The sequence below is a fragment of the Limnohabitans sp. TEGF004 genome (assembly GCF_027924965.1).
GTDB lineage: Bacteria > Pseudomonadota > Gammaproteobacteria > Burkholderiales > Burkholderiaceae_C > Limnohabitans.
Window position 1 is genome coordinate 2475940 of sequence record NZ_AP027056.1, and the last position, 23055, is coordinate 2498994.

Consider the following 23055-nt stretch of genomic DNA (forward strand, 5'->3'; position numbering starts at 1 on the left):
TTAATTACGCCTTCTTTATATTTAATTAATAGTAATAGTTTTATACTTATTGGCTTTTAAATAATTCAAAGGTATTCAAATGAGTTGCTTTTCACGGGTTTCATTGCTCGCCGTCTTTTGTGCTTTTTCACTGTTCATAGCGGGCTGCGCCACAGAAACATCACAGACGGTCACCCCCCAACAAGTCACCGCCGCAAAAACCAGCTACAGCGGCACTAGAAGTACGGTTGCGGTTGGCAAGTTTGACAACCGATCTAGCTTCATGCGCGGTCTGTTTTCAGACGGCGTCGACCGTTTGGGCGGTCAAGCCAAAACCATTTTGATCACGCACATGCAACAAGCCAACCGATTCAAAGTGGTTGACCGCGACAACATGGGCGAAATCAGCCAAGAAGCCAAGTTCAAAGGTAAAACACAAAAAATCAGCGGTGCTGATTTTGTGATCACGGGCGACGTGACCGAATTTGGTCGCAAAGAAGTGGGTGACCAACAGCTATTCGGTATTTTGGGGCGCGGCAAAACACAAATTGCCTACTCAAAAGTGAGTCTGAACGTGGTTGATGCAGTGACCTCTGAAGTGATTTTTTCGGTCCAAGGTGCTGGCGAATACGCCCTGTCAAACCGGGAAGTCATCGGCTTTGGCGGCACGGCCAGCTACGACTCCACACTGAACGGCAAAGTACTCGATTTGGCTATTCGTGAAGCGGTCAATCGCTTGGTCGAAGGTGTTGAATCCGGTCAATGGAAACCTGCTCAGTAATCGGAGGTAATCCACATGCGTATTCAAAACACCCTATGTGCACTGCTGCTGTTTACCCTTGTGGGCTGCGCAGCGCCTAAACAATCGCTTTATCAATGGGGCGACTACGAAAGCCAAGTTTATTCACTCTACAACGACCCAGGCAAATCGCCCATCGAAGCACAGATTGAAAAGCTAGAAGCAGATTATCAAAAAGCTCGCAGCACAAACAAAGCCGTGCCACCAGGCTTTCATGCGCATTTGGGCTACTTGTATTTCCAAACCGGCAAAGGTGACCAAGCTGTTCAGTCCTTTCAAACTGAAAAAACTTTGTTTCCAGAGTCAGCGGTTTACATGGATCGCATCTTGGCCAAAGTAAAAAAGTAAAGGATTGGTATGTCACGTTATTTGAAACTCTTGGCTCTGTTGGCGACTGTGTTGATCTTCACAGGTTGTGCAACAAAACAGGCGGATGTGGATTACTCAGCATTTCGTCAGCACCAGCCCAAGTCCATCTTGGTCTTACCGCCCCTGAACAACACATCCGACTTACGCGCCACCTACAGTGTGATGTCTTCGACCACATTGCCATTAGCCGAGGCGGGTTATTACGTTTTTCCTGTGGCCTTGGTCGATCAAACCTTCAAAGAAAACGGTTTGCAAAACCCAGGCGAAATGCACCAAGCATCGCCCAAAAAGCTGAATGAAATTTTTGGTGCGGATGCAGCGCTTTACATCACCATTACCAACTACGGCGCATCAAGTGCACTCTTGGGTGGTGATGTCGTGGTCACTGCGCAAGCCTCATTAATCGATACGCGCACCGGAACCGCACTATGGGAAGGTAAGGCAAGCGCATCAGATGCGGAGGGTAAGCAAAACCAAAACGGCTTAGTCGGCTTGCTTATTCAAGGCATCATCAATCAGATTGCTAATTCTGTAAGCGATCCTGGGTATCGCATTGGACGCATTACCAACCATCGCCTGTTAAGTACAGGAAACCGAGGGCTGTTACCAGGTCCGCGATCTCCCAAATTTGAGCAAGCGCAAGGTCAATAAATCTAAAAAGCCCCTAGGCATTTACCTCGGGGCTTTTTAGTTGGCAGCGCAGCTGCATCAAACGCGAATTTCGCCCTGACCCAGCACCACGTATTTCAGCGAGGTCAGGCCTTCGATGCCCACAGGGCCACGCGCATGGAATTTGTCGGTGGAAATGCCTATTTCAGCACCCAAACCATATTCAAAACCATCTGCAAAGCGGGTGCTGGCATTGACCATCACGCTAGATGAATCTACCTCGCGCAAAAAGCGTTGGGCGTGCATGTGGTCACGCGTGAGGATGGATTCTGTGTGGTGGCTGGAATAGTGGTTGATGTGCGCAATCGCCGCATCCAAACCCTCTACCACTTTGATGCTGATGATGGGGCCCAAATACTCTTCAAACCAATCTTGCTCAGTCGCGTCTTTGAGGTTGGCACCTTTGACTTGCGTGAGGATGGCTTTGGCCACTGGACAGCAACGCATCTCCACGCCTTTGGCAGCATAGATCGCGCCAATCTTGGGCAAAAACTCCGCTGCCACACCACGCGCCACCAGCAAGCTTTCGCTGGCGTTGCAAGGGCTGTACTTTTGGGTCTTGGCGTTGTCCGCCACGGTCACCGCCATGGCCATGTCGCAAGGGTCGTCCACATAGGTGTGGCAGTTGCCGTCCAGGTGTTTGATGACGGGTACTTTGGCCTCACGGCTGATCCGCTCAATCAAGCCCTTGCCGCCGCGCGGAATGATGACGTCCACAAACTCAGGCATGGCAATGAGGTGACCCACAGCTTCGCGGTCGGTGGTTTGCACCAGTTGCACAGCGTCTGTGGGCAAGCCGCTTTCGATCAAGGCTTGCTGCACCAACTTGGCCAAGGCTTTATTAGAGTCAATCGCCTCTGAACCGCCGCGCAAGATGCAAGCATTGCCACTCTTGATAGAGAGCGATGCAGCTTCAATCGTCACGTTGGGACGGCTTTCGAAAATCATGCCGAACACACCTAGTGGCACGCGCATTTGACCCACGCGAATACCGCTGGGCTGCTGCTTCATGCCAATGATTTCACCAATCACATCAGGCATGGTCGCGAGTTGTTCGCAGCCTTGTGCGCAGGTTTCCAATACTTTGGGCGTGAGCTTCAAGCGGTCCACCATGGGGGCATCGAGGCCTGCAGCGATGGCACGCTCAATGTCTTTCGCGTTGTCAATTTGCAAGGCGTCAATGTTTTCGCGCAGCAAAGCAGCGAGCTTGCGCAGAGCGGCGCTTTTGACCGCTGCAGAGGCTTTGGCCATTTGCGCAGACGCGGCTTTGGCTTGTGCGCCCAGCGCGTGCATGTGATCGGCAACATTGAGAGTCGTCATGTGTATCTTCCTAATTAAGCGTTGCGCGGCATACAAGCGCGGCACAAACGCATGGCCAAACGGTGCAGGGCCTGCCAGTTATCAGCAGGCCATTCTGGCGTTTTCAAACCTTTGACAATGCCGTCGACCTGATGGGCCGACTGCAACAATTTTTCAAGCATGCCCACACTCAAGCGCGGCAACACGCGTTCAAACAAACGCTCACGCGGACCCCAAATGCGCTGCTCGCGCAGAGCCATAGGCAAAGCCTTACCCGAAGCCACAGCATCTTTGACGCGCTTCAAGGCACGGATTTCTTCGGCCAGCGTGTAGTGCACCAACACCTCGGCCTCACCCTCGGCCTTCAAGCCATCGAGCATGCGCTGCACACGCAGAGGCTGGCCACTAAGCACTGCTTCGGATAGTTTGAACACGTCGTAACGCGCCACGTTCAACACGGCACGTTCGACTTGCTCAAAGCTCAATTCACCTTCTGGGTACAAGAGGGCGAGCTTTTGAATTTCCTGGTGCGCGGCCAGCAAATTGCCTTCCACACGCTCGGCAAAAAACTGCAAGGTGTGTTGGCCCGCTTCGCCAGAGGCCACGCGTTGCTGTTGTGCACCCAAACGTTGCGCAATCCAAGTGGGCAAAGCGTGGCGCTCAACGGGGTCGACCTGCACGCTGATGCCGTTGTTCTCTAAGGCGCTGAACCAAGCCGAACTCTTCGTGGCTTTGTCCAGACGGGGCAATAGCACGACGGTGAGGGTGCTGTCATTGCCCACGGCCAGTTCAGCAATTTGCTGCAAGGCTGTGCTGCCTTCTTTGCCGGGCTTGCCCGAGGGAATACGGATTTCAATGAGCTGTTTGTCTGCAAACAAACTCATAGAACCACCTGCGGCCAGCACTTCGCCCCAATCAAAATGTGCACCTGCCACGGTGTACACACTGCGCTCGGTGTAACCCTGCGCGCGTGCGGTGTTACGCAACGCATCGAGCGCCTCTTGTTGCAGCAGCGGCTCATCCCCGTGAAAGGTGTAGAGGCTACGCAAGCCTTTGCTCGCCTGCGCTTGCAGGTGATTGGCAAATTGAGCGCTAGCGACTTGCATGCTCAGAGTTGGCGCACGGCGGCCAAGCGACGTTGAATTTGAAGCACCAAGTCGTTTTCCATGTCACGGTAAAGCAAAGCCTCTTCCGACTCTTTTGACAAAGCGCCAGTTTCATTGAAGTTGATGTCACGCGTGAGCATGATTTCTGTATCGGGAATCAACTCTGTGCCATTGCGGCTGCGCAGTCGAAAGCGATAGCGATAGCGCAATTGAAATTCACGAATGGCACCTGTTGAGGTGCGCCCCACCACCACCTTCTCACGCAACTCAAACAACTGATCAAAGATGACCTGTGCGCGCTCAATTTGACGCGCATCATTGATCACTTCGACTTGACCCGAAGACTCCAAACTGCGCTTGAGCTTGGCACCAAAAGGTGAGACCACAGGGATAGAGCTGTACAAGGTGTTGAACGCGTAATTGGGCGCTTTGCGCAACTCAAAACCACACCCGACCAACCCTGTGGCCAGCAAGGAGGACATCAGCAATGAGCGGCGCGTAGTCATGATGGAACCTTTAAACCACGATATTGACCAAGCGGCCGGGCACGACGATGACCTTCTTCGGTGCAGCACCATTGGCTTGCTTGATGAAGGCTTCGGTGGCCAAAGCAGCCTGCTCGATTTGCTCTTTGCTCGCTGTGGCACTGACTGTGACTGCGCCACGCAACTTGCCGTTGATTTGCAGCATGAGTTCTAACTCATCGCGTTGCAAGGCGCTCTCGTCCACTTCAGGCCATGCGGTATCGAGCAAGTCACCCAAGCGGGCTACATAACCCAATTCGATCCACAAATTGGCCGTGATATGCGGACAAGCTGGGTAGAGCATGCGCAACAAAACAGACACGCCTTCGCACAGCACAGCGTTATCGCCATCGCCGCCATCAGCCTTGAAATCTTCCAACGCATTGAGCAACTTCATGCAACCTGACACCACGGTGTTGTATTGCATTCGGTCGTAGTCGTAGCTGACTTGCTTCAACATCACGTGCATTTCGCGGCGCAGGTCAGCAGCTTCTTTGCGTGGCTTGGCAGCACTCAAGTTGCCAGCGGTGGCAGCCTTGAGTGTGGCTTCGTGCTTTTGCGCAAAGTTCCACACACGGCGCAAGAAGCGGTAACTGCCTTCCACCGCCGCATCGTTCCACTCCAGCGTGGCTTCGGGCGGCGCGGTGAACATGGTGTACAGACGCGCGGTGTCTGCGCCGTAGCGCTCGATCAGGTCTTGCGGGTCTACACCGTTGTTCTTCGACTTGGACATGGTGCCCACGCCCTCGTAATCGATGGCTGTGCCCACGGGCAATTTGCCGTCGCTGCTGTCGGCTTCGTTCTTGAGCTTTGCGCCCACCACCTTACCTGCGTCGTCGAGCACGTGCTCAACATCGTGTGGCCAGAAATAATCTTTGCCACCTTTGGCCGTGCGGCGTGAGTAAATGTGGTTGAGCACCATGCCTTGCGTGAGCAGCTTGGTGAAAGGCTCGTCCACTTTGACCAAACCCATGTCACGCATGACCTTGGTCCAAAAACGGGCGTAGAGCAAGTGAAGAATGGCATGCTCAATGCCGCCAATGTATTGGTCCATCGGCGCCCAGTACTGCGCGCCCTCGGCCACCATCGCATCGGTGTTGGTCGGGTCGCAATAGCGCATGAAGTACCACGACGAATCCACAAACGTGTCCATCGTGTCGGTCTCGCGGCGGGCTGCTTTGCCGCACACCGGGCAAGTCACACCCGCATGGAAACCTTCGTGCTTGTGCAATGGGTTACCAGAGCCATCTGGGATGCAGTCTTGCGGCAGCACCACGGGCAAATCTTTTTCGGGCACGGGAACTGCGCCGTGTTCGTCGCAATGGATGATTGGGATTGGGGTACCCCAATAGCGCTGGCGGCTGATGCCCCAGTCGCGTAAACGCCAGGTGGTTTTCTTTTCGCCGAGGCCTTTGGCAGCGAGCAGCTCGGCTACTTTGTTAACAGCAGATTTTTGGTTCAAGCCATCGAGTTCGCCAGAGTTGATGCACACACAGCTCTGCTTGTCGCCGTACCACTCTTGCCACTCTTTGTCGTTGAACGCTTGGTCTTTGACCGACACCACTTGCTTGATCGGCAAGTCGTATTTCAATGCAAACGCAAAGTCACGCTCGTCGTGCGCAGGCACACCCATGACCGCGCCATCACCGTATGACATGAGCACGTAGTTGCCCACCCAAACTTCAACCTTCGCGCCGGTCAGTGGGTGCGTGACGAACAGGTCCGTGGGCATGCCCTTTTTCTCTTGCGTGGCAAGCTCAGCTTCGGTCGTGCCGCCGCTCTTGCATTCTTCGAGGAATGCAGCCATGGCGGGGTTGCTTGCCGCAGCATGCAGCGCCAGCGGATGCTCAGCAGCCACTGCACAGAATGTGACGCCCATGATGGTGTCGGCACGTGTGGTGAACACATACATTTTGCCGTCGCCGATCAACGCGCCATCTGCACCTGCAATGTCGTGCGTGAACGCAAAACGTACACCCTCGCTCTTGCCAATCCAGTTCTCTTGCATCAAGCGCACTTTGTCGGGCCAGCCATTCAAAGTGGCTTTGTCATTGCCCATTTGCACATGCTCCAGCAGCTCAGGCGCGTAGTGGGTGATGTTCAGGTAGTAGCCAGGAATTTCGCGCTTCTCAACCGGTGCGCCTGTGCGCCAGCCTTTGCCATCAATCACTTGCTCGTTGGCCAACACGGTTTGGTCGACTGGGTCCCAGTTCACCACTTGGGTCTTGCGGTAAGCGATACCTTTTTCGAGCATCTTCAAGAAGAGCCATTGGTTCCACTTGTAATACGTCGGGTCGCAGGTAGCCACTTCGCGTGACCAGTCAATGGCCAAGCCCATCGCCTGCATTTGCTTCTTCATGTAGGCAATGTTTTCGTACGTCCACTTGGCAGGTGGCACACCGTTTTTGAGCGCGGCGTTTTCAGCGGGCAAACCAAATGCGTCCCAGCCCATGGGCATCAACACGTTGAAGCCCTTCATGCGCAAGTTGCGCGTGAGCATGTCGTTGATGGTGTAGTTGCGCACGTGGCCCATGTGCAGCTTGCCGCTGGGGTAAGGCAGCATGGAGCAGGCGTAAAACTTTTTCTTCGACGCGTCTTCTGTCACGCGGTAGGCGTCGGCTTGGGTCCAAGCGGCCTGAACGGCGCGTTCGACCTCGGTGTGGTTGTATTTGTCTTGCATGGAATCAGTCAGAGAACCCCCGCAGGGGTCGCGAGGCAGCGCCTTCAAACAAAGGCAAAGAATGCACTGATTTTAGGCCTTGGTTTGAGGCTCATCAGTATCCCGAAGGCGACGGCGATCGGCGAGTGATGACGGGGCTAATTAAGGAACGGAAACGGGCTGCTTGCGCTCGGTCACAAAGCCAATGCGGTTCATGCCCGCTTGCTGGGCGAGACCCATGACTTCGACCACTTTGCCGTAGGGCACGCGCTCGTCGGCGCGCAGCTGGAGTTCGGGCAATTCGCCATGCGCGACAGCCAAGGCCTTGGAGGCTTGGGCGTTGAGGCTGCGTTTGAGGTCATCTAGCGAGGTCGCTTTGTCGTCGAGATACACCACACCTTTGGCGTCGATGCTGAGTTTGACAAAGCGCGGCGGTGCGTTACTGGCCTGCGCGCCCTCGGTTTTGGGCAAATCAAGCTTCAAGGCACTGACCATCAAGGGAGCGGTGATGATGAAAATGACCAACAACACCATCATCACGTCAACCAAGGGGGTGACGTTGATGTCGCTCATGGGCGTTTGGCCCGGTGTGCGCTCAAAACGTCCGAAAGCCATCAGAGCTCTCGCAGGTCGTGGGCAAAGCCTTCCAGCTCTTGCTCCAAGCGGTTGATCACGCGGCCCATCACGTTAAAAGCCAAGACAGCTGGCAAGGCCACAGCCAAGCCCGCAGCCGTCATGACCAAGGCCTCGCCCACGGGGCCAGCCACACGTTCGATGGTCAGCTGACCTGCGGTAGCGATGCCAGTGAGCGCGTGATAAATGCCCCACACGGTGCCGAGCAAACCCACAAACGGCGCGGTGGAACCCACCGTGGCTAACAACACTTGACCCGATTGCAAACGATGCAACACGCCATGCAAAGCATCGCGCAACACGCGGGTGCGCTGGGCGGATACATCGCCTTGCGCACCCAAGGTACCAGGCATCAACTGCTGGTTGGCCTGTGCCAGCGGCAGCAAAACCACTGAACGATCGACAGATGCCAAGGCTTGCAAAGCCTGAGCCACATCACGCGCTTGCCAGAAGGCAGCTTTGCCATGGGCCACATCTGCACTCACGCGATGCAGCAACCAAGCCTTATAAAAAATCACCGTCCAGCTGGCCACCGACATGGCCAACAAAGCCAAGGCCAGCGTGATGCTGAGCGCATCGCCTTCAAACACGGTTGCAAAAAGCTCCATGGCGATCAGCGCAGGTTCAACACGTCAAACATGTCGAACAAGCCTTTGTTTTTGCCTGCCAAGAAGCTCGCGGCACGCAAGCTGCCTTGCGCGTACGTCGCACGGCTTGACGACTTGTGTGTGATTTCAATGCGTTCACCAATGCCAGCGAACAACACGGTGTGGTCGCCCACAATGTCGCCGCCACGGATGGTGGAGAAGCCAATGGTTGATGGGTCACGCTCGCCAGTGTGGCCGTAGCGCTCATACACGGCGCAGTCTTTGAGGTCGCGACCGATGGCATCCGCAATCACCTCGCCCATTTTCAAAGCGGTGCCCGAAGGCGCATCCACTTTGTGGCGGTGGTGCGCTTCGATGATCTCAATGTCGTAGCCTGTGGGCATGGCTTGTGCCGCCATTTGCAAGAGCTTCAAAGTCACGTTGACACCCACACTCATGTTGGGCGCCATGACGATGGCGATGTCTTTGGCTGCCTCAGCGATTTCAGCTTTTTGTTCGTCGGTGAATCCGGTGGTACCAATGACGAGCTTTACGCCCAACTCGCGGCAAATTTTTAAATGTGCCAGCGTGCCTTCGGGGCGGGTGAAGTCAATCAACACATGGCTGTTTTGCAAGCCTTTGCGCACATCGGCCTCGATGCTCACGCCGCTGGCTTGACCCAAGAAGCCAGTGGCATCGTTGCCAATGCCGGGGCTAGAGGGCACATCCAAAGCGCCAGCCAACTGGCAAGTGGGGTCGTTGCGCACAGCCTCAATCAGCATGTGGCCCATGCGGCCGCTGGCGCCAGCGATAGCAATTTTCAAAATATCAGGAGATTGAGCCATGGTGTATCGGCGCTTTCAATAATCAACGAGCCGCGTTTTCAAGCGGCGGGTAAGAAACAGGGCCAGCAGGTGCGGCAGACTGAGCGGCGCCTGCAGCAGATGCAGGCTTGGCAGGGAACTTGGCCAAATCAGCCTCGGTGGCTTTGAGTTCTGGCAACTTGGTGGGCGGGCGACGGTTGTCGAGCTTGGCCGCAAACTCAGCTTCGGTGGGCAATGGATCGCCTTCAATACGGTCCAGCACATCGCCTTTGAAGAATACGCTGAAGCGACGCTGCTGTGGCTCAGAACCTTGGCGACGGATGGTGAAGGCGTAGTCCCAACGGTCTGCATGAAACAAGCTGGTGACCAACGGTGTACCCAGCACATCGCGCACCGCTTGGCGAGGCATGCCCGCACGCAAAGCTTGCACTTGCTCGCGCGAGACAAAGTTGCCTTGCACGACCTCGGGCTTGTAAATCAGGTTGCTCGAACAAGCCGTGAGCCCTAGGCCCGCGACCACGCAAGCAAGGACAACGAAGCGGCGTTGCTGAGGCAAAAATTCTGGGGCATTTCGACAGGATTCAAACATGGTGTGAAAGGCCGAATGAGGCGCTGAGGCTATGATTCATTCATTGTAGCGGTGGGCCTGTTTCCACTGCCGAGCGAAAGACAAAATGGCACACCCAGACGACCTCAAAAGCATTGGCCTCAAGGCCACCGCGCCTCGCCTGAAAATTTTGGAGCTTTTCCAACAAGGCACCCAACGCCACATGACGGCAGAAGATGTGTATCGCCATTTGCTGCTGCAAAACATGGACATTGGCATTGCCACGGTCTACCGCGTGTTGATGCAGTTTGAGCAGGCCGACATTTTGAAACGCAGCCACTTTGAGAGCGAGCGTGCGGTGTATGAACTCAATGAAGGCGAACACCACGACCATTTGGTGTGCCTAGACTGCGGGCGCGTGGAAGAGTTTCACGACGAAGAAATCGAATCTCTGCAGGTCAAAGTGGCCAAGCGCCATGGGTTTGAGATTGCAGACCATGCACTCAGTCTGTATGCCCACTGCGTGAAAAAGAACTGCGAACACCGCCCCGCGGGCAAGTAAGGCTTAGCCTTGCGACATGGCGCGCTGATGGCGCGCAATGAATTCTTGGTAAGTGTCGACACCACGCAACTGCAAAATTGAGTTGCGCACTGCCGCTTCCACCAACACCGCGATGTTTCGGCCCGCCACCACTTGAATCACCACCTTGCGCACGGGCACGCCCAGTACGTCTTGGGTGAGGGGCTCGTGGGGTAAGCGCTCGTAGTCGCGCTCTAGGGTTTCTTTGCGTACCAAATGCACGATGAGTTTCAGGCGCATCTTGCGGCGTACAGCGGTTTCGCCAAAGATGGCACGGATGTCGAGCAAACCAATGCCGCGCACTTCCAGCAAGTTTTGCAGCAACTCGGGGCAGCGGCCTTCGATGGTGGTTTGGTTGATGCGGTACAAATCGACCGCATCGTCGGCCACCAAGCCGTTGCCACGTGAAATCAACTCTAAGCCCAGCTCGCTTTTGCCTAAGCCAGACTCGCCGGTGATCATCACACCCAAGCCCAAAATGTCCATGAACACGCCGTGCATGGTGGTGCGATCGGCGAAGTGCTTGGACAAATAAGCGCGCAGCAAGTCAATGACAAACGCGGCAGATTCGTGCGTCGCAAACAAGGGGATCTGCGCCCGCTCACACATGGACACCAACGCCTCGGAAGGTTGCTGGCCATCGGCCAACACCAACATAGGGGGTTCCAAGGTGACGATGCGTGCAATGCGACGCGCGCAATCTTCGGGCGTAGCCTTGCTCACGTAATTGGCTTCGCGCTCGCCCATCACTTGCACGCGGTAGGGATGGATGTAGTTGAGGTAGCCCACCAAGTCTGCACCTGAGCGGGCGCTGCGCACGGCAACTTCGTCAAAATGACGCTCGGAGGCGCCTAAGCCAGCAATCCATTCCCAGCGCAGTCGGCCGCGAAAGGCTTCGAACAGCACATCCGCGCTGATGACGGAAGGCCTCACGGCTGCACCGCGTTCCAGGTCGAGATGATGCGGTGGAGTTCCTCCGCATCACCACAGGTTTTGATTTTTTCGCGCAAGCCCGTATCGCTAAGCAACTCGGCAATCTCCGACAAGATTTCCAAATGCTTTTGTGTGGATGCTTCAGGCACCAACAAAAAGATCAACAAGCTCACAGGTTGCTCGTCTGGCGCATCAAAGCCAATTGCTTTTTCAAGCTGGAATACAGCCGCCATGGGCGACTTCAAGCCTTTGATACGGCCATGCGGAATCGCTACACCATGTCCTAAACCAGTAGAGCCCAAACGCTCACGCGCAAACAAGCTCTCAGCCACCAACGCGCGGTTGAGGCCATGCAGGCCCTCAAACAACAAGCCCGCCTCTTCAAAGGCGCGCTTTTTACTGGTGACCTCGACTTGCACAAGAACTTGTGCAGCAGGAAGAATGGAAGCTAGGCGGTTCATGGTTGAGCGCAGATTATGCACCCTCAAAATAACAAGGTCAGAAACGACAAAACCGCCGGATTCCGGCGGTTTTGAGAAGCTTTCAAAAGATCACATCAGACGCTTGGGGCTCTCATGGTGGTGATTTTGAAGGCGGTCTTTGTGCCGAACCACTTGGCGGTCTAATTTATCAACCAATTCGTCCACGGCTGCATACATGTCTTCATGCGCACTTTCGGCAAACATGTCGCTGCCTTTGACATGAATATTACATTCAGCCTTTTGGCGACGTTCTTTTTCTGTTTGGTTTTCAATGCTGAGCAGCACCTTCACGTCAACCACCTGATCAAAATGTCGGGTAATGCGGTCTAGTTTGCCTGTCACATAGGTGCGCAAGGCGGGGGTTACTTCCAGATGGTGTCCACTGATCGTCAAGTTCATAAAAACCTCCATTGAGTTAGCGCTTTCACTATGCGCCCCTGTTTGAAAAAAGGCAATGGGTTCAGCTCAAAATCCATTTAAAAACGCACTACGGGAAACCCTTAGGCTAGGCTGAGGCAGTGCGATAATCTGATGCATATCAACAGCGGAGCTATCTCCTTGGAAACCTACCCTAGTCGGTAGCTTTCGGATTGCATTAGGCCTTCCAAGCGCCACGCAAATTCGAAAGCTGCATTTTTTACCTTTCGAATTTCTGTGCCCCACGCGCAAGGACTGCCATGCTCAACATCTTCACGCTGGCCAACGGTCGTCTCTTCCAAGAAGAGATCGAATCGCTGGAAGAACTCTCCAAATTCCAACCCATCTGGGTTGACCTCGAAGCGCCCACGCTTGAGGAAAAACGCTGGATCAAGCAGTACTACGAACTGTCCATTCCCGAAGATGCAATGGACGAGGACATCGAGGAATCTGCCCGGTTCTACGAAGAAGACAACGGCGAACTTCACATCCGCAGCGACTTTTTGATTGCAGACGAAGACGAACCCCGCACCGTGCGCGTGGCATTCATCTTGAACCAAAACAACGCCTCGCTGCGCAGCCGTGGCGTGTTGTTCTCGATTCACGATGAAGACGTGCCCGTGTTCCGCCTGCTGCGCATGCGCGCCCGCCGGGCACCTGGTTTGATTGAGGACGACAAAGACGTTTTGCTCAAACTGTTTGACGCCGACGCCGAATACTCAGCCGACACCCTCGAAGGCATTTACGACCAGCTCGAGAAAGCGGGCAAGCTGGTGCTGTCCGAAGATGTGACCGACGAATTGGCCGGTGACGTGCTGGGCGCCATCGCCCGTCAGGAAGACTTGAACGGTCGCATTCGCCGCAACGTGATGGACACCCGCCGCGCCGTGAGCTTCATGATGCGCTCGCGCATGCTCAACGCTGACCAGTTTGAAGAAGCCCGTCAAATCTTGCGTGACATTGAATCACTCGATAACCACACAGCTTTCTTGTTCGACAAGATCAACTTCTTGATGGACGCGACCGTAGGTTTCATCAACATCAACCAGAACAAGATCATCAAGATCTTCTCGGTGGCCAGCGTGGCCTTGCTGCCGCCCACCTTGATTGCCAGCATCTACGGCATGAACTTCCAATTCATGCCCGAGCTCGACAAGACCTGGGGCTACCCCTACGCCCTAGCCTTGATGATTGCCAGCGCCTTGGTGCCCATGTGGTACTTCCGCAAACGCGGTTGGCTCAAATAGTCAAACCGCAAGCGAAGACAGCAAGCGATCCAGCACCGCCACGCTGTAGCGACTGGCGATGCTTTGAATGAAACGCGGAAAGTCGACATGCGCCGCATCATCGGCGCGGTCTGAAATGGTGCGTACCGCCGCCAAGGGCACACCGTAGTCGTGGCAGACCTGCGCCATGGCAGCGCACTCCATCTCCACCGCCAATGCATCGGGGAGCTCACGCTGTAAGGCTTGGCTTTCACTAGTTTTCGACACAAAGCGGTCGCCACTGGCAATCAAGCCTTGGTGCACTTGGGCGTTGGGTAAATCTAAGTTGAGCCACTGGGATGTAGGCAATGTCTTCAGCATGTCTTGCAGGGCCAAAGGCGCCGCGGTAGCCAAAGCATCGCTCAACATGGGGTCAGCCAAAAAACGCGTCATGCCCGTCAACGGTACTTCGTGGCGCGGGAACAAAGGCGATGCATCCATGTCATGCTGAATGAACGCACGCGCCACCACCACATCGCCGACATTAACCTGTGGCGCTAAGCCACCCGCCACGCCGGTAAAGACCATGCGGCTCACGCCGAAACGTTCAATCAGGGTTGTAGCGGTGGTGGCTGCGGCCACCTTGCCGATGCGAGAGAGCACGGCCACCACCTCGTGGCCATGCCAATGCCCCACCCAAAACTCACGACCAGCAACAACCGTTTTTTGCTCGTCGGGCATGCGAGCCAGCACAGCGGCCAGCTCTTCGTGCATGGCGCTGACCAGCGCGATGCGACTCATGCTGGGTTTTTGTCGCGCAGTTCGCGGCGCAGCACTTTGCCAACAGGCGTTTTAGGCAACTCGGTACGGAACTCCACCACGCGAGGCATCTTGTAGCCAGTGAGGTTGTGACGGCAATGTTCCAACACTTGCGTTTCGGTCAATGCGGGGTCTTTCTTGACCACCACCAGCTTGACTGCTTCGCCTGAACGTTCGTCGGGAATGCCAATCACTGCACACTCCATGACACCAGACAAACCGGCTACCACCTCTTCCACCTCATTGGGATAGACGTTGAAACCACTCACCAAGATCATGTCTTTCTTGCGGTCCACGATGCGGAAGAACCCGCGTTCGTCCATCACCCCCACATCGCCCGATTTGAAGAAACCATCGGCGGTCATCACACGGGCGGTTTCGTCGGGACGCTGCCAATAACCGGCCATCACTTGCGGCCCACGAATGGCAATCTCACCGGGCGTTCCAATCGGTGCTTCGTTGCCCTCATCGTCGATGATCTTCATGTCGGTGCTGGGCATCGGCACACCAATCGAGCCATTGAAGGCTTTGTTGGTCACGGGGTTACCACTCGCGGCAGGGCTGGTTTCAGACAAACCATAGGCTTCGCAAATAGGACAACCTGTTTTCTCAAGCCACAACTTGGCAACCGGACCTTGCACGGCCATGCCGCCGCCAACGGACACCACCAAATGCGACCAATCCACTTTGTTGAAATCGGGGTGGTTGGCCAAGGCGTTGAACAAAGTATTCACCGCAGGGAAGACATGGAAGCGATGCTTGCTGATCTCTTTGAACACCGCGGGCAAATCACGCGGGTTGGGGATGAGCACCGAGCACCCGCCCATGCGCATACACGCCATGATGTTGAGCGTGAACGCGAAGATGTGATACAGCGGCAGCGGGCAAATAAAGGTCGGAATCTCGTGAGACGGAATCCGTTTGAGTGCAGGCTGAAACCACGCCGACGCTTGCAACATATTGGCCATTACATTGCGATGCAATAGCTCCGCACCTTTCGCTACGCCGGTGGTGCCGCCGGTGTATTGCAACACCGCCAAGTCATCGCCATGGATCTCAGGGGACGTCAACGTGCAACCCTCGCCGACCGCCAACGCATCATTGAATCGAACGGCGGTGGGCAACTCAAATGCAGGCACCATTTTTTTAACTTTGCGCACCACATGGTTGACCACCATGCCTTTGAGCAAACCTAGGCGATCGCCCATCGCGCACAACACCACATGCTTCACAGGGGTACGGGCCAGGCACTCTTGCAAAGTCGCGCCGAAGTTCTCGAGGACCACGATGGCTTTGGCATCTGAGTCTTTGAGCTGAGCCTCTAACTCACGAGCCGTGTAAAGCGGGTTGATGTTGACCACCACAAAACCCGCACGCAACACGGCCGCTACAGCAATGGGGTACTGCAGCACATTGGGCAACATGATGGCCACACGGTCACCAAATACCAGACCTAGACTTTGCAAATAGGCGGCAAACACTTGGCTCAAACGGTCAAGTTCTTTGTAGGTCAGCCCCTTACCCAAGAAACTGAAAGCGGTGCGATCGCCGTATAGGCGAAAGCTTTCTTGCATCAAGTCCACCAACGAGCTGTACGCGGTGGTGTCAATTTCTGCAGGCACGCCCTCTGGGTAGGCGCTTAGCCAAGGTTTCATTGTGGAGTTCATTCGATCGCTTTCACCATATCTTCAACCACTTTCTTGGCATCTCCAAACACCATCATGGTCTTGTCCATATAAAACAATTCGTTGTCTAAGCCCGCATAGCCCGAAGCCATGGAGCGTTTGTTCACGATCACGGTCTTGGCTTTGTAAGCCTCCAAAATCGGCATGCCGTAAATTGAGCTGCCTTTCTCCAACGCGGCGGGGTTCACCACGTCGTTCGCACCTAAAACGATGGCCACATCCACTTGGCCAAATTCGCCGTTGATGTCTTCCATCTCAAACACTTGGTCGTAGGGCACTTCGGCCTCAGCCAGCAGCACGTTCATGTGGCCGGGCATACGGCCTGCGACAGGGTGAATCGCATACTTCACGCTGATGCCTTTGTGCATCAGCTTCTCGGCCAACTCATTCACCGCATGCTGCGCACGCGCCACCGCCAAACCATAGCCAGGCACGATCACCACGGACTCGGCATTGGCCAAAATGTAGGCTGCGTCATCGGCGCTGCCACTCTTCACAGGACGTTGTTCTTGCGCACCGGCGACTGCCGTGACTGCCTCTGCACCAAAGCCACCCAAGATGACGCTGAAGAACGAGCGGTTCATCGCCTTACACATGATGTAACTCAGAATCGCGCCCGAGCTACCCACCAACGAGCCCGCAATGATGAGCATGCTGTTGTTGAGCGAGAAGCCAATGCCCGCTGCCGCCCAGCCCGAATAGCTGTTGAGCATGGACACCACCACCGGCATGTCTGCACCACCAATCGGAATGATGATGAGCACGCCCATCACAAACGACAGCGCAAGCATGGCGAAGAAAGCAGTCCAGCTCTCAGTCGCGACAAACATCAAACCCAATCCAACGGTAACCAAACCCAACACCAGGTTGAGCATGTGTTGCCCCGTAAAGCTCACGGGCGTGCCTTGGAACAAACGGAATTTGTATTTACCTGAGAGCTTGCCAAACGCAATCACGGAGCCACTGAAGGTGATGGCACCAATCGCCGCACCGAGGAACAACTCCAAACGGTTACCCGCGGGGATGGGGAAGCGCTGCATCATTTCAGTGATGACCATGCCAGATGCGGTTTGCACCTTGGTCACCACCTCTTGAGGCGCAGCCGTGATGCCAAAGGCCCAAGGCTCTGCCACGGCGGCCACACCTATGAACACCGCCGCCAAACCAATCATGCTGTGCATGAAGGCCACCAGCTCAGGCATCTTGGTCATTTCAACGCGTTGCGCCATGATCGTGCCAGCGCCGCCGCCGACCACGAGGCCCGCCAAAACCCAGCCCATACCCATACTGGAGCCCGACAACTTCACAATCAAAGCAGCCGTCGTCAAAACGGCAATCGTCATGCCCGTCATGCCAAACACGTTGCCGCGAATCGATGTGGTGGGATGGCTTAAACCTTTGAGCGCTTGAATGAAACACACACTGGCCACCAAGTACATCAGGGTGACGAGATTCATTGAAACAAAGTCCATGTTCATGCTTTGTCTCCTGCTGCTGCTTTAGCAGGCTTGTCTTTTTTTCTGAACATTTCCAACATGCGGCGCGTGACCATGAAGCCGCCAAACACGTTGACCGCAGCCAAGGCCACTGCGAGCACGCCCATGGTTTTGCCCAACGTGGTTTCGGTCATCGCAGCTGCGAGCATGGCACCCACGATGACGATGGCAGAGATGGCGTTGGTCACAGCCATCAACGGCGTGTGCAGCGCAGGCGTCACCGTCCACACCACGTGATAGCCCACGTAAATGGCGAGCACAAAAATAATCAGGTTGACGAGGGTGGGGGAAACTGCATCCATGTTTTGATATTCCTCGTTTTTATTTCTTCACCACCGCGCCATCGCGGGTGACAAGACAGGCGGCCACGATGTCATCTTCTAGGTCGATGTGCAACGCGCCTTCTTTGTTGATGACGAGTTTTAGGAAGTCGAGCACGTTGCGGGCATACAGCGCACTCGCATCTGCTGCGACCAAGGCGGGCAAATTGGTCTCACCCACAATCGTCACGCCATGCTTCATGACGGTCTTACCTGCTTCGGTGAGTGGGCAATTGCCGCCCACGCCATCGGCGCCTTTGCCTGCGGCGATGTCAATGATGACTGCGCCTGGCTTCATGGCTTTGACCATGTCTTCGGTGACCAGCACTGGCGCGGCACGCCCCGGAATCAAAGCCGTGGTGATAACGATGTCGGCCAACGCCACGCGCTTGGCCACTTCCACCTTTTGTCGGTCGAGCCAGCTTTGTGGCATAGGACGGGCATAACCGCCCACGCCTTCGGCGGCATCTTTTTCGTCTTGGCTTTCAAACGGCACGTCGATGAACTTCGCACCGAGTGACTCCACTTGCTCTTTCACGCTGGGGCGCACATCGGTGGCTTCAATCACCGCGCCCAAACGTTTGGCGGTGGCAATGGCTTGCAAGCCCGCCACGCCCACACCGAGGATGACCACGCGTGCGGCCTTGACCGTGCCCGCCGCTGTCATCAACATGGGGAAGAAACGTTGGTATTTGTCTGCCGCCAGCATGACGGCTTTGTAGCCCGCGATGTTGGCTTGACTAGAGAGCACGTCCATGCTTTGTGCACGTGTGGTGCGAGGTGCAGCTTCAAGCGCAAAACCTGTGGCGCCCGCAGTGGCTAAGCGTTGCAAACCTTCTGCATTGAAGGGCTCCAACATGCCTACCACCGTACTGCCTGCTTTGATGCTCGAGGCCTCGGCCGCTTCTGGCGCTCGCACCTTGAGCACCAAATCTGAGCCCCATGCCGTGGAGGCATTGACTAACTCAGCCCCCACCGCTGCGTAGGCCTCGTCTGGCACGCTGGCGGCAACACCCGCGCCTGACTGCACACGCACGGCGTGCCCTTGGGCAATCAATTTTTTAGCCGTCTCTGGCGTCACCGCCACACGGGCTTCTCCGGCGGCAAGCTCAACGGGTACGCCAATCAACATGGGCAGGGCTCCTAATAGAAAAGTTCAAGCGTGTCAGAACGCTGAAAGGTTACACCAGAATCACTATATCAATGAGTCGGACTTACCCGAAAGATAATGAGCGAATGAATAAACGTTGGAAGCCCAGTGTCACCGTCGCCGCCATCATTGAGCGCGAGGGTCGTTACCTCCTCATCGAAGAACACACACCCGAAGGTTTACGCCTCAACAACCCCGCAGGTCACCTCGATCCGGGCGAGTCGCCTGAAGACGGCTGCGCACGTGAAGCGCTGGAAGAAACCACCTACACCTTCAAACCCACAGACATGGTGGGCATCTACATCTCGCGGCTGTTACGTCCAGCCCGAGAAGGCCGTGCCGCCGAAGATGTGACCTACTTTCGCCTCGCGTTTTGCGGCGAACTGGGAGAACAAGTGCCGGGCGCCAAGCTGGACAAAGGCATCGTGCGCACGCTATGGATGACGCCAGATGAAATTCGCGCCAATGTGCACCGCCTGCGCAGCCCGCTGGTGTTGCGCTGCATGGAAGATCACTTGGCCGGTCAACGCTTTCCGATGGATTTGATTTACACCGACCCCAGCGTGTTGCAGCCTGCAAAGAGATAATTGCCGTATGGCAAATAACAAACGTGTGGTGGTGGGCTTAAGCGGTGGGGTTGACTCCGCCGTCAGCGCCTACCTATTGAAGCAGCAAGGCTACGACGTCGTCGGCATCTTTATGAAAAACTGGGAAGACGATGACGACAGCGAATACTGCTCGTCCAACATCGACTTCGTAGACGCTGCCGCCGTGGCTGATGTGATTGGCATTGAGATTGAACACGTCAACTTTGCCGCCGAATACAAAGACCGCGTGTTCGCTGAATTTCTGCGCGAATACCAAGGCGGCCGTACGCCCAACCCCGATATTTTGTGCAACGCTGAAATCAAGTTCAAAGCGTTCTTAGACCACGCCATACGCCTAGGCGCTGAAAAAATTGCCACCGGCCACTATTGCCGTGTGCGCGAAGTGGGTGGCGAATTTCAACTGCTCAAAGGCTTGGACCCGAGCAAAGACCAAAGCTACTTTTTGCACCGCTTGAACCAAGCGCAATTGTCCAAAACCTTGTTCCCCGTGGGTGAACTGCACAAAACCGAAGTGCGCCGCATTGCAGATGACATTGGCTTGCCCAACGCCAAGAAAAAAGACTCGACTGGCATTTGCTTTATTGGGGAGCGCCCTTTCCGTGAGTTCTTGAACCGCTACATCGCCAATGAACCTGGCCCTATCAAAGACGAACGCGGCCGCAAAATTGGCACGCATGTGGGCTTGAGTTTTTACACGCTTGGCCAACGCCAAGGCTTAGGCATTGGCGGCCTGAAGGAAAAGGGTGCGCAGCGCGGCGGCGGTGAACACCAACCGTGGTTTGTGGCCCGCAAAGACATGGCGACCAACACCTTGTATGTGGTGCAAGGCCACGACCACCCTTGGTTGCTTTACGGCTCGCTGCATGCCGACGACCTGAGCTGGTGCGCCCCGCATCAGCCAGCGCCCGGCCGCTACGCCGCCAAAACCCGCTACCGCCAAGCCGATGCACCGTGCGAGCTGAGCTACAACGACGAAGGCGAGCTCGTGCTCGCCTTTGATGATCCTCAGTGGGCCGTCACACCTGGCCAATCGGCTGTGTTGTATGACGGTGAGGTGTGTATGGGCGGCGGGGTCATTGCCAGCGCTGCAGCGCTGAACGCAACCCCTGCCTGAGTTACCCGCGGCCTTATCAGCCGCGTATTAGCCGAGTTGGCTTTACTTGATGACGGCTGCAGCAGCAGGCACTTTGGCTTCTACTTTCTTAGTGGCATCAGCCTTCACCACAGCGGCTTTTTCTTTCACTACTTTTTTGGCTTCGGCTTTAGCCGCTGGCGCAGCTTCTGCCTTAGCAGTTGCAGCGGCCACAGCAGGTGCGGCGGTTGCAGGTGTTGCCACTGGTGCAACGGGTGAGGTTGCGAACGCGGCAGCAGAGAAAGCACCAACGATCAAAGAGGCAATCAACTTGTTCATACAAAATTTCCTTTGAGGTTTTGAACAACTCCAACATCGGAGTGATCAAACAACGGCGTCCGACACACAACTGTTGACGCAAATATTTAATTATTTAGGTCAACGTTTTTGCACCCACTTCGTTACGCCTCGCGCACCGGCGTAAAAAAACCGACTGGCTTTCGCGAGTCGGTTTTAGCTGCAAGTTGCGTTGCCCCATCAGAACGGAATGTCGTCGTCCATGTCGTCAAACCCACCCTTAGCAGGCGCAGGGGCCGCTGGGCGTTGCGCAGCAGGCGCTGTAGCGCGAGGCGCTGCCGCTGGGCGGCTGTAGCCACCGCCGCCTTCTTCGCCACCACCGCTGGGGCCGCCCATGCCTTCACGGCCGCCCAAGAGTTGCAACTCAGTCGCAATGATGTCCACGGTGTTTTTTTCCACGCCTGTGGTTTTGTCGGTGTACACGCCGTATTTCAAGCGGCCTTCCACGTAGATAGGACGGCCTTTTTTGACGTATTCGCCAGCGATTTCAGCCAAACGGTCATAAAACGTGACGCGGTGCCACTGGGTGTCTTCAATCATCTCGCCGCTGTTTTTGTCTTTGCGGCGGCTCGATGTCGCCACGCTCACGTTGGCCACGGCTTGGCCGCTGGGCAGGTAGCGCACTTCGGGGTCGCGGCCGCAGTTGCCGACGAGGATGACTTTGTTAACGGATGCCATGGGTAAATTCCTCCAGATAGGGGCTAATTATGTAGTCTTTGCGGAATGGACTGGACGCTTGGGCGCGACCATGGGCCAAGCTACCACCAGCCACAGCACCATGAGTGCCGCGCAAGTTAAAAACAGGCCTTGTGTGCCGTAGCTTTTGACAAGCTGACCGCCCATCACGCCACCCGCGAAAAAGCCCAACGATTGCAGCGTGTTGTACACGCCCATGGCCGCGCCCCGCGACGACGCAGGCGCAATGCGCGATACCAAACTGGGCTGCGTCGCTTCCAGCACATTGAAGCCGCAAAAGAACGCAAACAACAACCAAGCCAAGCACATCACGCTGGGCGCGCCAGACGACACCCACAGCAGCGCCACTTGCACCAAGGCAATCAAAGCAATGGCGCTTAAAAACACGGCGCGTAAATAGCCACGGCGCTCTAGCGGAAACACAGCGCCCATCAAGACGAACGAGCCCAGCACGGCTGGTAAATAAATTTGCCAGTGGTCGTCCTTGCCCAAACTGGCTTGTACCAAGAAGGCAGGAATCGCCACCCACATGGCCAACTGCACCGCGTGCAACACAAACACGCCAATGTTCAGGCGCAGCAGTGCGGGGCTAGACAGCACTTGGCGCAGACCGCCACGGGCGGCGTCTTTGTGCGCCACGGGTTCCGCCGGCACGCCCCACACCACCACCGCCGTGCCCAGCAGCGCCAGCACCGCCGTCAACACAAACAAGCCCGACAAACCAATGTGCGCCGCAATCACGGGCGACACTACTAGCGACAAGGCAAACATCAGCCCAATGCTTGCGCCCACCAAAGCCATGGCTTTGGTGCGCACCACATCGCGGGTCAGGTCGGCCAACAAAGCGGTCACGGCGGCAGACACAGCGCCCGCGCCTTGCAACGCACGACCCGCCAACACGCCCATCAAGGTATCGGCACTGCCAGCCACCAAGCTGCCCAAAGCAAAAATCAGCAGGCCAAAAATAATCACCCGCTTGCGGCCCAAGCGGTCAGACGCCATGCCAAACGGGATTTGCAACAGGCCTTGCGTCAGGCCGTAGATGCCCATGGCCAGGCCAATCAGCGCGGGGTCGTCCCCGCCTGGGTACTTGCGTGCTTCCAGCGCAAACACAGGCAACACCAAAAACAAGCCCAACATGCGCAAGGCAAAGATGGACGCAAGCGAACCACTGGCGCGTAGCTCTGTGCGCGTCATGGTGGGGCTTTGGTCCAGCGTGGGGTCGGGGGTCAGATTGATC

Annotated in this window: 26 protein-coding genes; 7 read left to right on the forward strand and 19 right to left on the reverse strand. The window is 55.9% G+C overall.

Going from position 1 to position 23055, the window contains the following annotated elements; translation table 11 throughout:
• Positions 1 to 79 precede the first annotated feature (79 nt).
• Genes LINBF2_RS12140 through LINBF2_RS12150 form a run of 3 tightly spaced genes read left to right on the forward strand, consistent with a single transcriptional unit; the run spans position 80 to position 1798 of the window.
• Positions 80 to 760 carry a CsgG/HfaB family protein gene (locus LINBF2_RS12140; RefSeq protein WP_104800474.1) on the forward strand — a complete coding sequence of 227 codons (681 nt, stop codon included), beginning with the start codon at positions 80 to 82 and terminating at the stop codon, positions 758 to 760.
• Positions 761 to 775: 15 nt separating this feature from the next.
• The gene (locus LINBF2_RS12145) at positions 776 to 1126 is read left to right on the forward strand and encodes a DUF4810 domain-containing protein (protein ID WP_104800473.1); all 351 of its coding nucleotides are present in this window, start codon (positions 776 to 778) and stop codon (positions 1124 to 1126) included.
• Between the two features lie 9 nt (positions 1127 to 1135).
• Positions 1136 to 1798, forward strand: coding sequence for a DUF799 domain-containing protein (locus tag LINBF2_RS12150; RefSeq protein WP_104800472.1), 663 nt, complete (start codon positions 1136 to 1138; stop codon positions 1796 to 1798).
• Between the two features lie 57 nt (positions 1799 to 1855).
• On the opposite strand, the gene LINBF2_RS12155 is transcribed toward LINBF2_RS12150, so the two are convergent.
• From LINBF2_RS12155 to LINBF2_RS12190, 8 genes are all read right to left on the reverse strand, one after another.
• Complete coding sequence (locus tag LINBF2_RS12155; RefSeq protein WP_104800471.1) at positions 1856 to 3136, reverse strand: glutamate-5-semialdehyde dehydrogenase; 1281 nt, start codon at positions 3134 to 3136, stop codon at positions 1856 to 1858.
• 14 nt (positions 3137 to 3150) lie between these two features.
• Entirely contained in the window at positions 3151 to 4221 is a 1071-nt protein-coding gene (gene holA, locus LINBF2_RS12160; protein ID WP_281889209.1) for a DNA polymerase III subunit delta, read from the reverse strand.
• Between the two features lie 2 nt (positions 4222 to 4223).
• Entirely contained in the window at positions 4224 to 4727 is a 504-nt protein-coding gene (gene lptE / locus LINBF2_RS12165) for an LPS assembly lipoprotein LptE (RefSeq protein WP_104800469.1), read from the reverse strand.
• Between the two features lie 10 nt (positions 4728 to 4737).
• On the reverse strand, positions 4738 to 7425 hold the full coding sequence (gene leuS, locus LINBF2_RS12170) for a leucine--tRNA ligase (RefSeq protein ID WP_281889211.1): 2688 nt from the start codon (positions 7423 to 7425) through the stop codon (positions 4738 to 4740).
• 141 nt (positions 7426 to 7566) lie between these two features.
• Positions 7567 to 8019 (reverse strand): biopolymer transporter ExbD, encoded by a 453-nt coding sequence (locus tag LINBF2_RS12175; RefSeq protein ID WP_281889213.1) that lies wholly within the window; start codon positions 8017 to 8019, stop codon positions 7567 to 7569.
• Complete coding sequence (locus LINBF2_RS12180) at positions 8019 to 8645, reverse strand: MotA/TolQ/ExbB proton channel family protein (RefSeq protein ID WP_104800466.1); 627 nt, start codon at positions 8643 to 8645, stop codon at positions 8019 to 8021. The genes LINBF2_RS12175 and LINBF2_RS12180 overlap by 1 nt, the downstream gene beginning before the upstream one ends.
• A gap of 5 nt (positions 8646 to 8650) precedes the next feature.
• Positions 8651 to 9469 (reverse strand): 4-hydroxy-tetrahydrodipicolinate reductase, encoded by an 819-nt coding sequence (dapB, locus tag LINBF2_RS12185; RefSeq protein ID WP_281889216.1) that lies wholly within the window; start codon positions 9467 to 9469, stop codon positions 8651 to 8653.
• A 22-nt stretch (positions 9470 to 9491) separates the two neighbouring features.
• Complete coding sequence (locus tag LINBF2_RS12190) at positions 9492 to 10037, reverse strand: outer membrane protein assembly factor BamE (RefSeq protein ID WP_281889218.1); 546 nt, start codon at positions 10035 to 10037, stop codon at positions 9492 to 9494.
• A gap of 85 nt (positions 10038 to 10122) precedes the next feature.
• Between LINBF2_RS12190 and fur the strand changes: the two genes are divergently transcribed.
• On the forward strand, positions 10123 to 10557 hold the full coding sequence (gene fur / locus LINBF2_RS12195) for a ferric iron uptake transcriptional regulator (RefSeq protein WP_104800573.1): 435 nt from the start codon (positions 10123 to 10125) through the stop codon (positions 10555 to 10557).
• 3 nt (positions 10558 to 10560) lie between these two features.
• Here the strand turns inward: fur and hprK are convergent, their stop codons facing one another.
• The 3 genes from hprK to raiA all read right to left on the reverse strand — a co-directional run bounded on the left by hprK (position 10561) and on the right by raiA (position 12389).
• A complete protein-coding gene (gene hprK, locus LINBF2_RS12200; protein ID WP_104800463.1) occupies positions 10561 to 11508 on the reverse strand; it encodes an HPr(Ser) kinase/phosphatase in 948 nt (315 codons plus the stop codon).
• On the reverse strand, positions 11505 to 11969 hold the full coding sequence (locus tag LINBF2_RS12205) for a PTS sugar transporter subunit IIA (RefSeq protein WP_104800462.1): 465 nt from the start codon (positions 11967 to 11969) through the stop codon (positions 11505 to 11507). The genes hprK and LINBF2_RS12205 overlap by 4 nt, the downstream gene beginning before the upstream one ends.
• Positions 11970 to 12059: 90 nt before the next feature.
• Positions 12060 to 12389: a ribosome-associated translation inhibitor RaiA gene (gene raiA / locus LINBF2_RS12210; RefSeq protein ID WP_104800461.1), complete on the reverse strand. Its 330-nt coding sequence runs from the start codon at positions 12387 to 12389 to the stop codon at positions 12060 to 12062.
• Between the two features lie 278 nt (positions 12390 to 12667).
• On the opposite strand from raiA, the gene corA reads away from it, so the two are divergent.
• Entirely contained in the window at positions 12668 to 13654 is a 987-nt protein-coding gene (corA, locus tag LINBF2_RS12215; RefSeq protein ID WP_281889221.1) for a magnesium/cobalt transporter CorA, read from the forward strand.
• On the opposite strand, the gene LINBF2_RS12220 is transcribed toward corA, so the two are convergent.
• From LINBF2_RS12220 to LINBF2_RS12240, 5 genes are read right to left on the reverse strand one after another with little or no spacing between them, the layout of a single operon-like run.
• Positions 13655 to 14413 carry a 5'-methylthioadenosine/adenosylhomocysteine nucleosidase gene (locus tag LINBF2_RS12220; protein ID WP_281889223.1) on the reverse strand — a complete coding sequence of 253 codons (759 nt, stop codon included), beginning with the start codon at positions 14411 to 14413 and terminating at the stop codon, positions 13655 to 13657.
• On the reverse strand, positions 14410 to 16098 hold the full coding sequence (locus LINBF2_RS12225) for a long-chain-fatty-acid--CoA ligase (protein WP_281889225.1): 1689 nt from the start codon (positions 16096 to 16098) through the stop codon (positions 14410 to 14412). The genes LINBF2_RS12220 and LINBF2_RS12225 overlap by 4 nt, the downstream gene beginning before the upstream one ends.
• Positions 16095 to 17594, reverse strand: coding sequence for an NAD(P)(+) transhydrogenase (Re/Si-specific) subunit beta (locus LINBF2_RS12230; protein WP_104800457.1), 1500 nt, complete (start codon positions 17592 to 17594; stop codon positions 16095 to 16097). Before LINBF2_RS12230 ends, LINBF2_RS12225 begins: the two co-directional genes overlap by 4 nt.
• Positions 17591 to 17914 (reverse strand): NAD(P) transhydrogenase subunit alpha, encoded by a 324-nt coding sequence (locus LINBF2_RS12235; RefSeq protein ID WP_108283800.1) that lies wholly within the window; start codon positions 17912 to 17914, stop codon positions 17591 to 17593. The genes LINBF2_RS12230 and LINBF2_RS12235 overlap by 4 nt, the downstream gene beginning before the upstream one ends.
• Positions 17915 to 17933: 19 nt before the next feature.
• Complete coding sequence (locus LINBF2_RS12240) at positions 17934 to 19064, reverse strand: Re/Si-specific NAD(P)(+) transhydrogenase subunit alpha (protein WP_104800455.1); 1131 nt, start codon at positions 19062 to 19064, stop codon at positions 17934 to 17936.
• 104 nt (positions 19065 to 19168) lie between these two features.
• Between LINBF2_RS12240 and LINBF2_RS12245 the strand changes: the two genes are divergently transcribed.
• Positions 19169 to 19669, forward strand: a complete 501-nt coding sequence (locus LINBF2_RS12245; RefSeq protein ID WP_281889230.1) for an NUDIX hydrolase — start codon at positions 19169 to 19171, stop codon at positions 19667 to 19669.
• Positions 19670 to 19676: 7 nt separating this feature from the next.
• Positions 19677 to 20804: a tRNA 2-thiouridine(34) synthase MnmA gene (mnmA, locus tag LINBF2_RS12250; RefSeq protein ID WP_281889232.1), complete on the forward strand. Its 1128-nt coding sequence runs from the start codon at positions 19677 to 19679 to the stop codon at positions 20802 to 20804.
• A gap of 42 nt (positions 20805 to 20846) precedes the next feature.
• On the opposite strand, the gene LINBF2_RS12255 is transcribed toward mnmA, so the two are convergent.
• The 3 genes from LINBF2_RS12255 to LINBF2_RS12265 form a co-directional block, all read right to left on the reverse strand.
• On the reverse strand, positions 20847 to 21101 hold the full coding sequence (locus LINBF2_RS12255; protein ID WP_281889234.1) for a hypothetical protein: 255 nt from the start codon (positions 21099 to 21101) through the stop codon (positions 20847 to 20849).
• 198 nt (positions 21102 to 21299) lie between these two features.
• Positions 21300 to 21797 carry a single-stranded DNA-binding protein gene (gene ssb / locus LINBF2_RS12260; protein WP_281889236.1) on the reverse strand — a complete coding sequence of 166 codons (498 nt, stop codon included), beginning with the start codon at positions 21795 to 21797 and terminating at the stop codon, positions 21300 to 21302.
• Positions 21798 to 21824: 27 nt separating this feature from the next.
• A complete protein-coding gene (locus LINBF2_RS12265) occupies positions 21825 to 23012 on the reverse strand; it encodes an MFS transporter (RefSeq protein ID WP_281891337.1) in 1188 nt (395 codons plus the stop codon).
• Between the last annotated feature and the right edge of the window lie 43 nt (positions 23013 to 23055).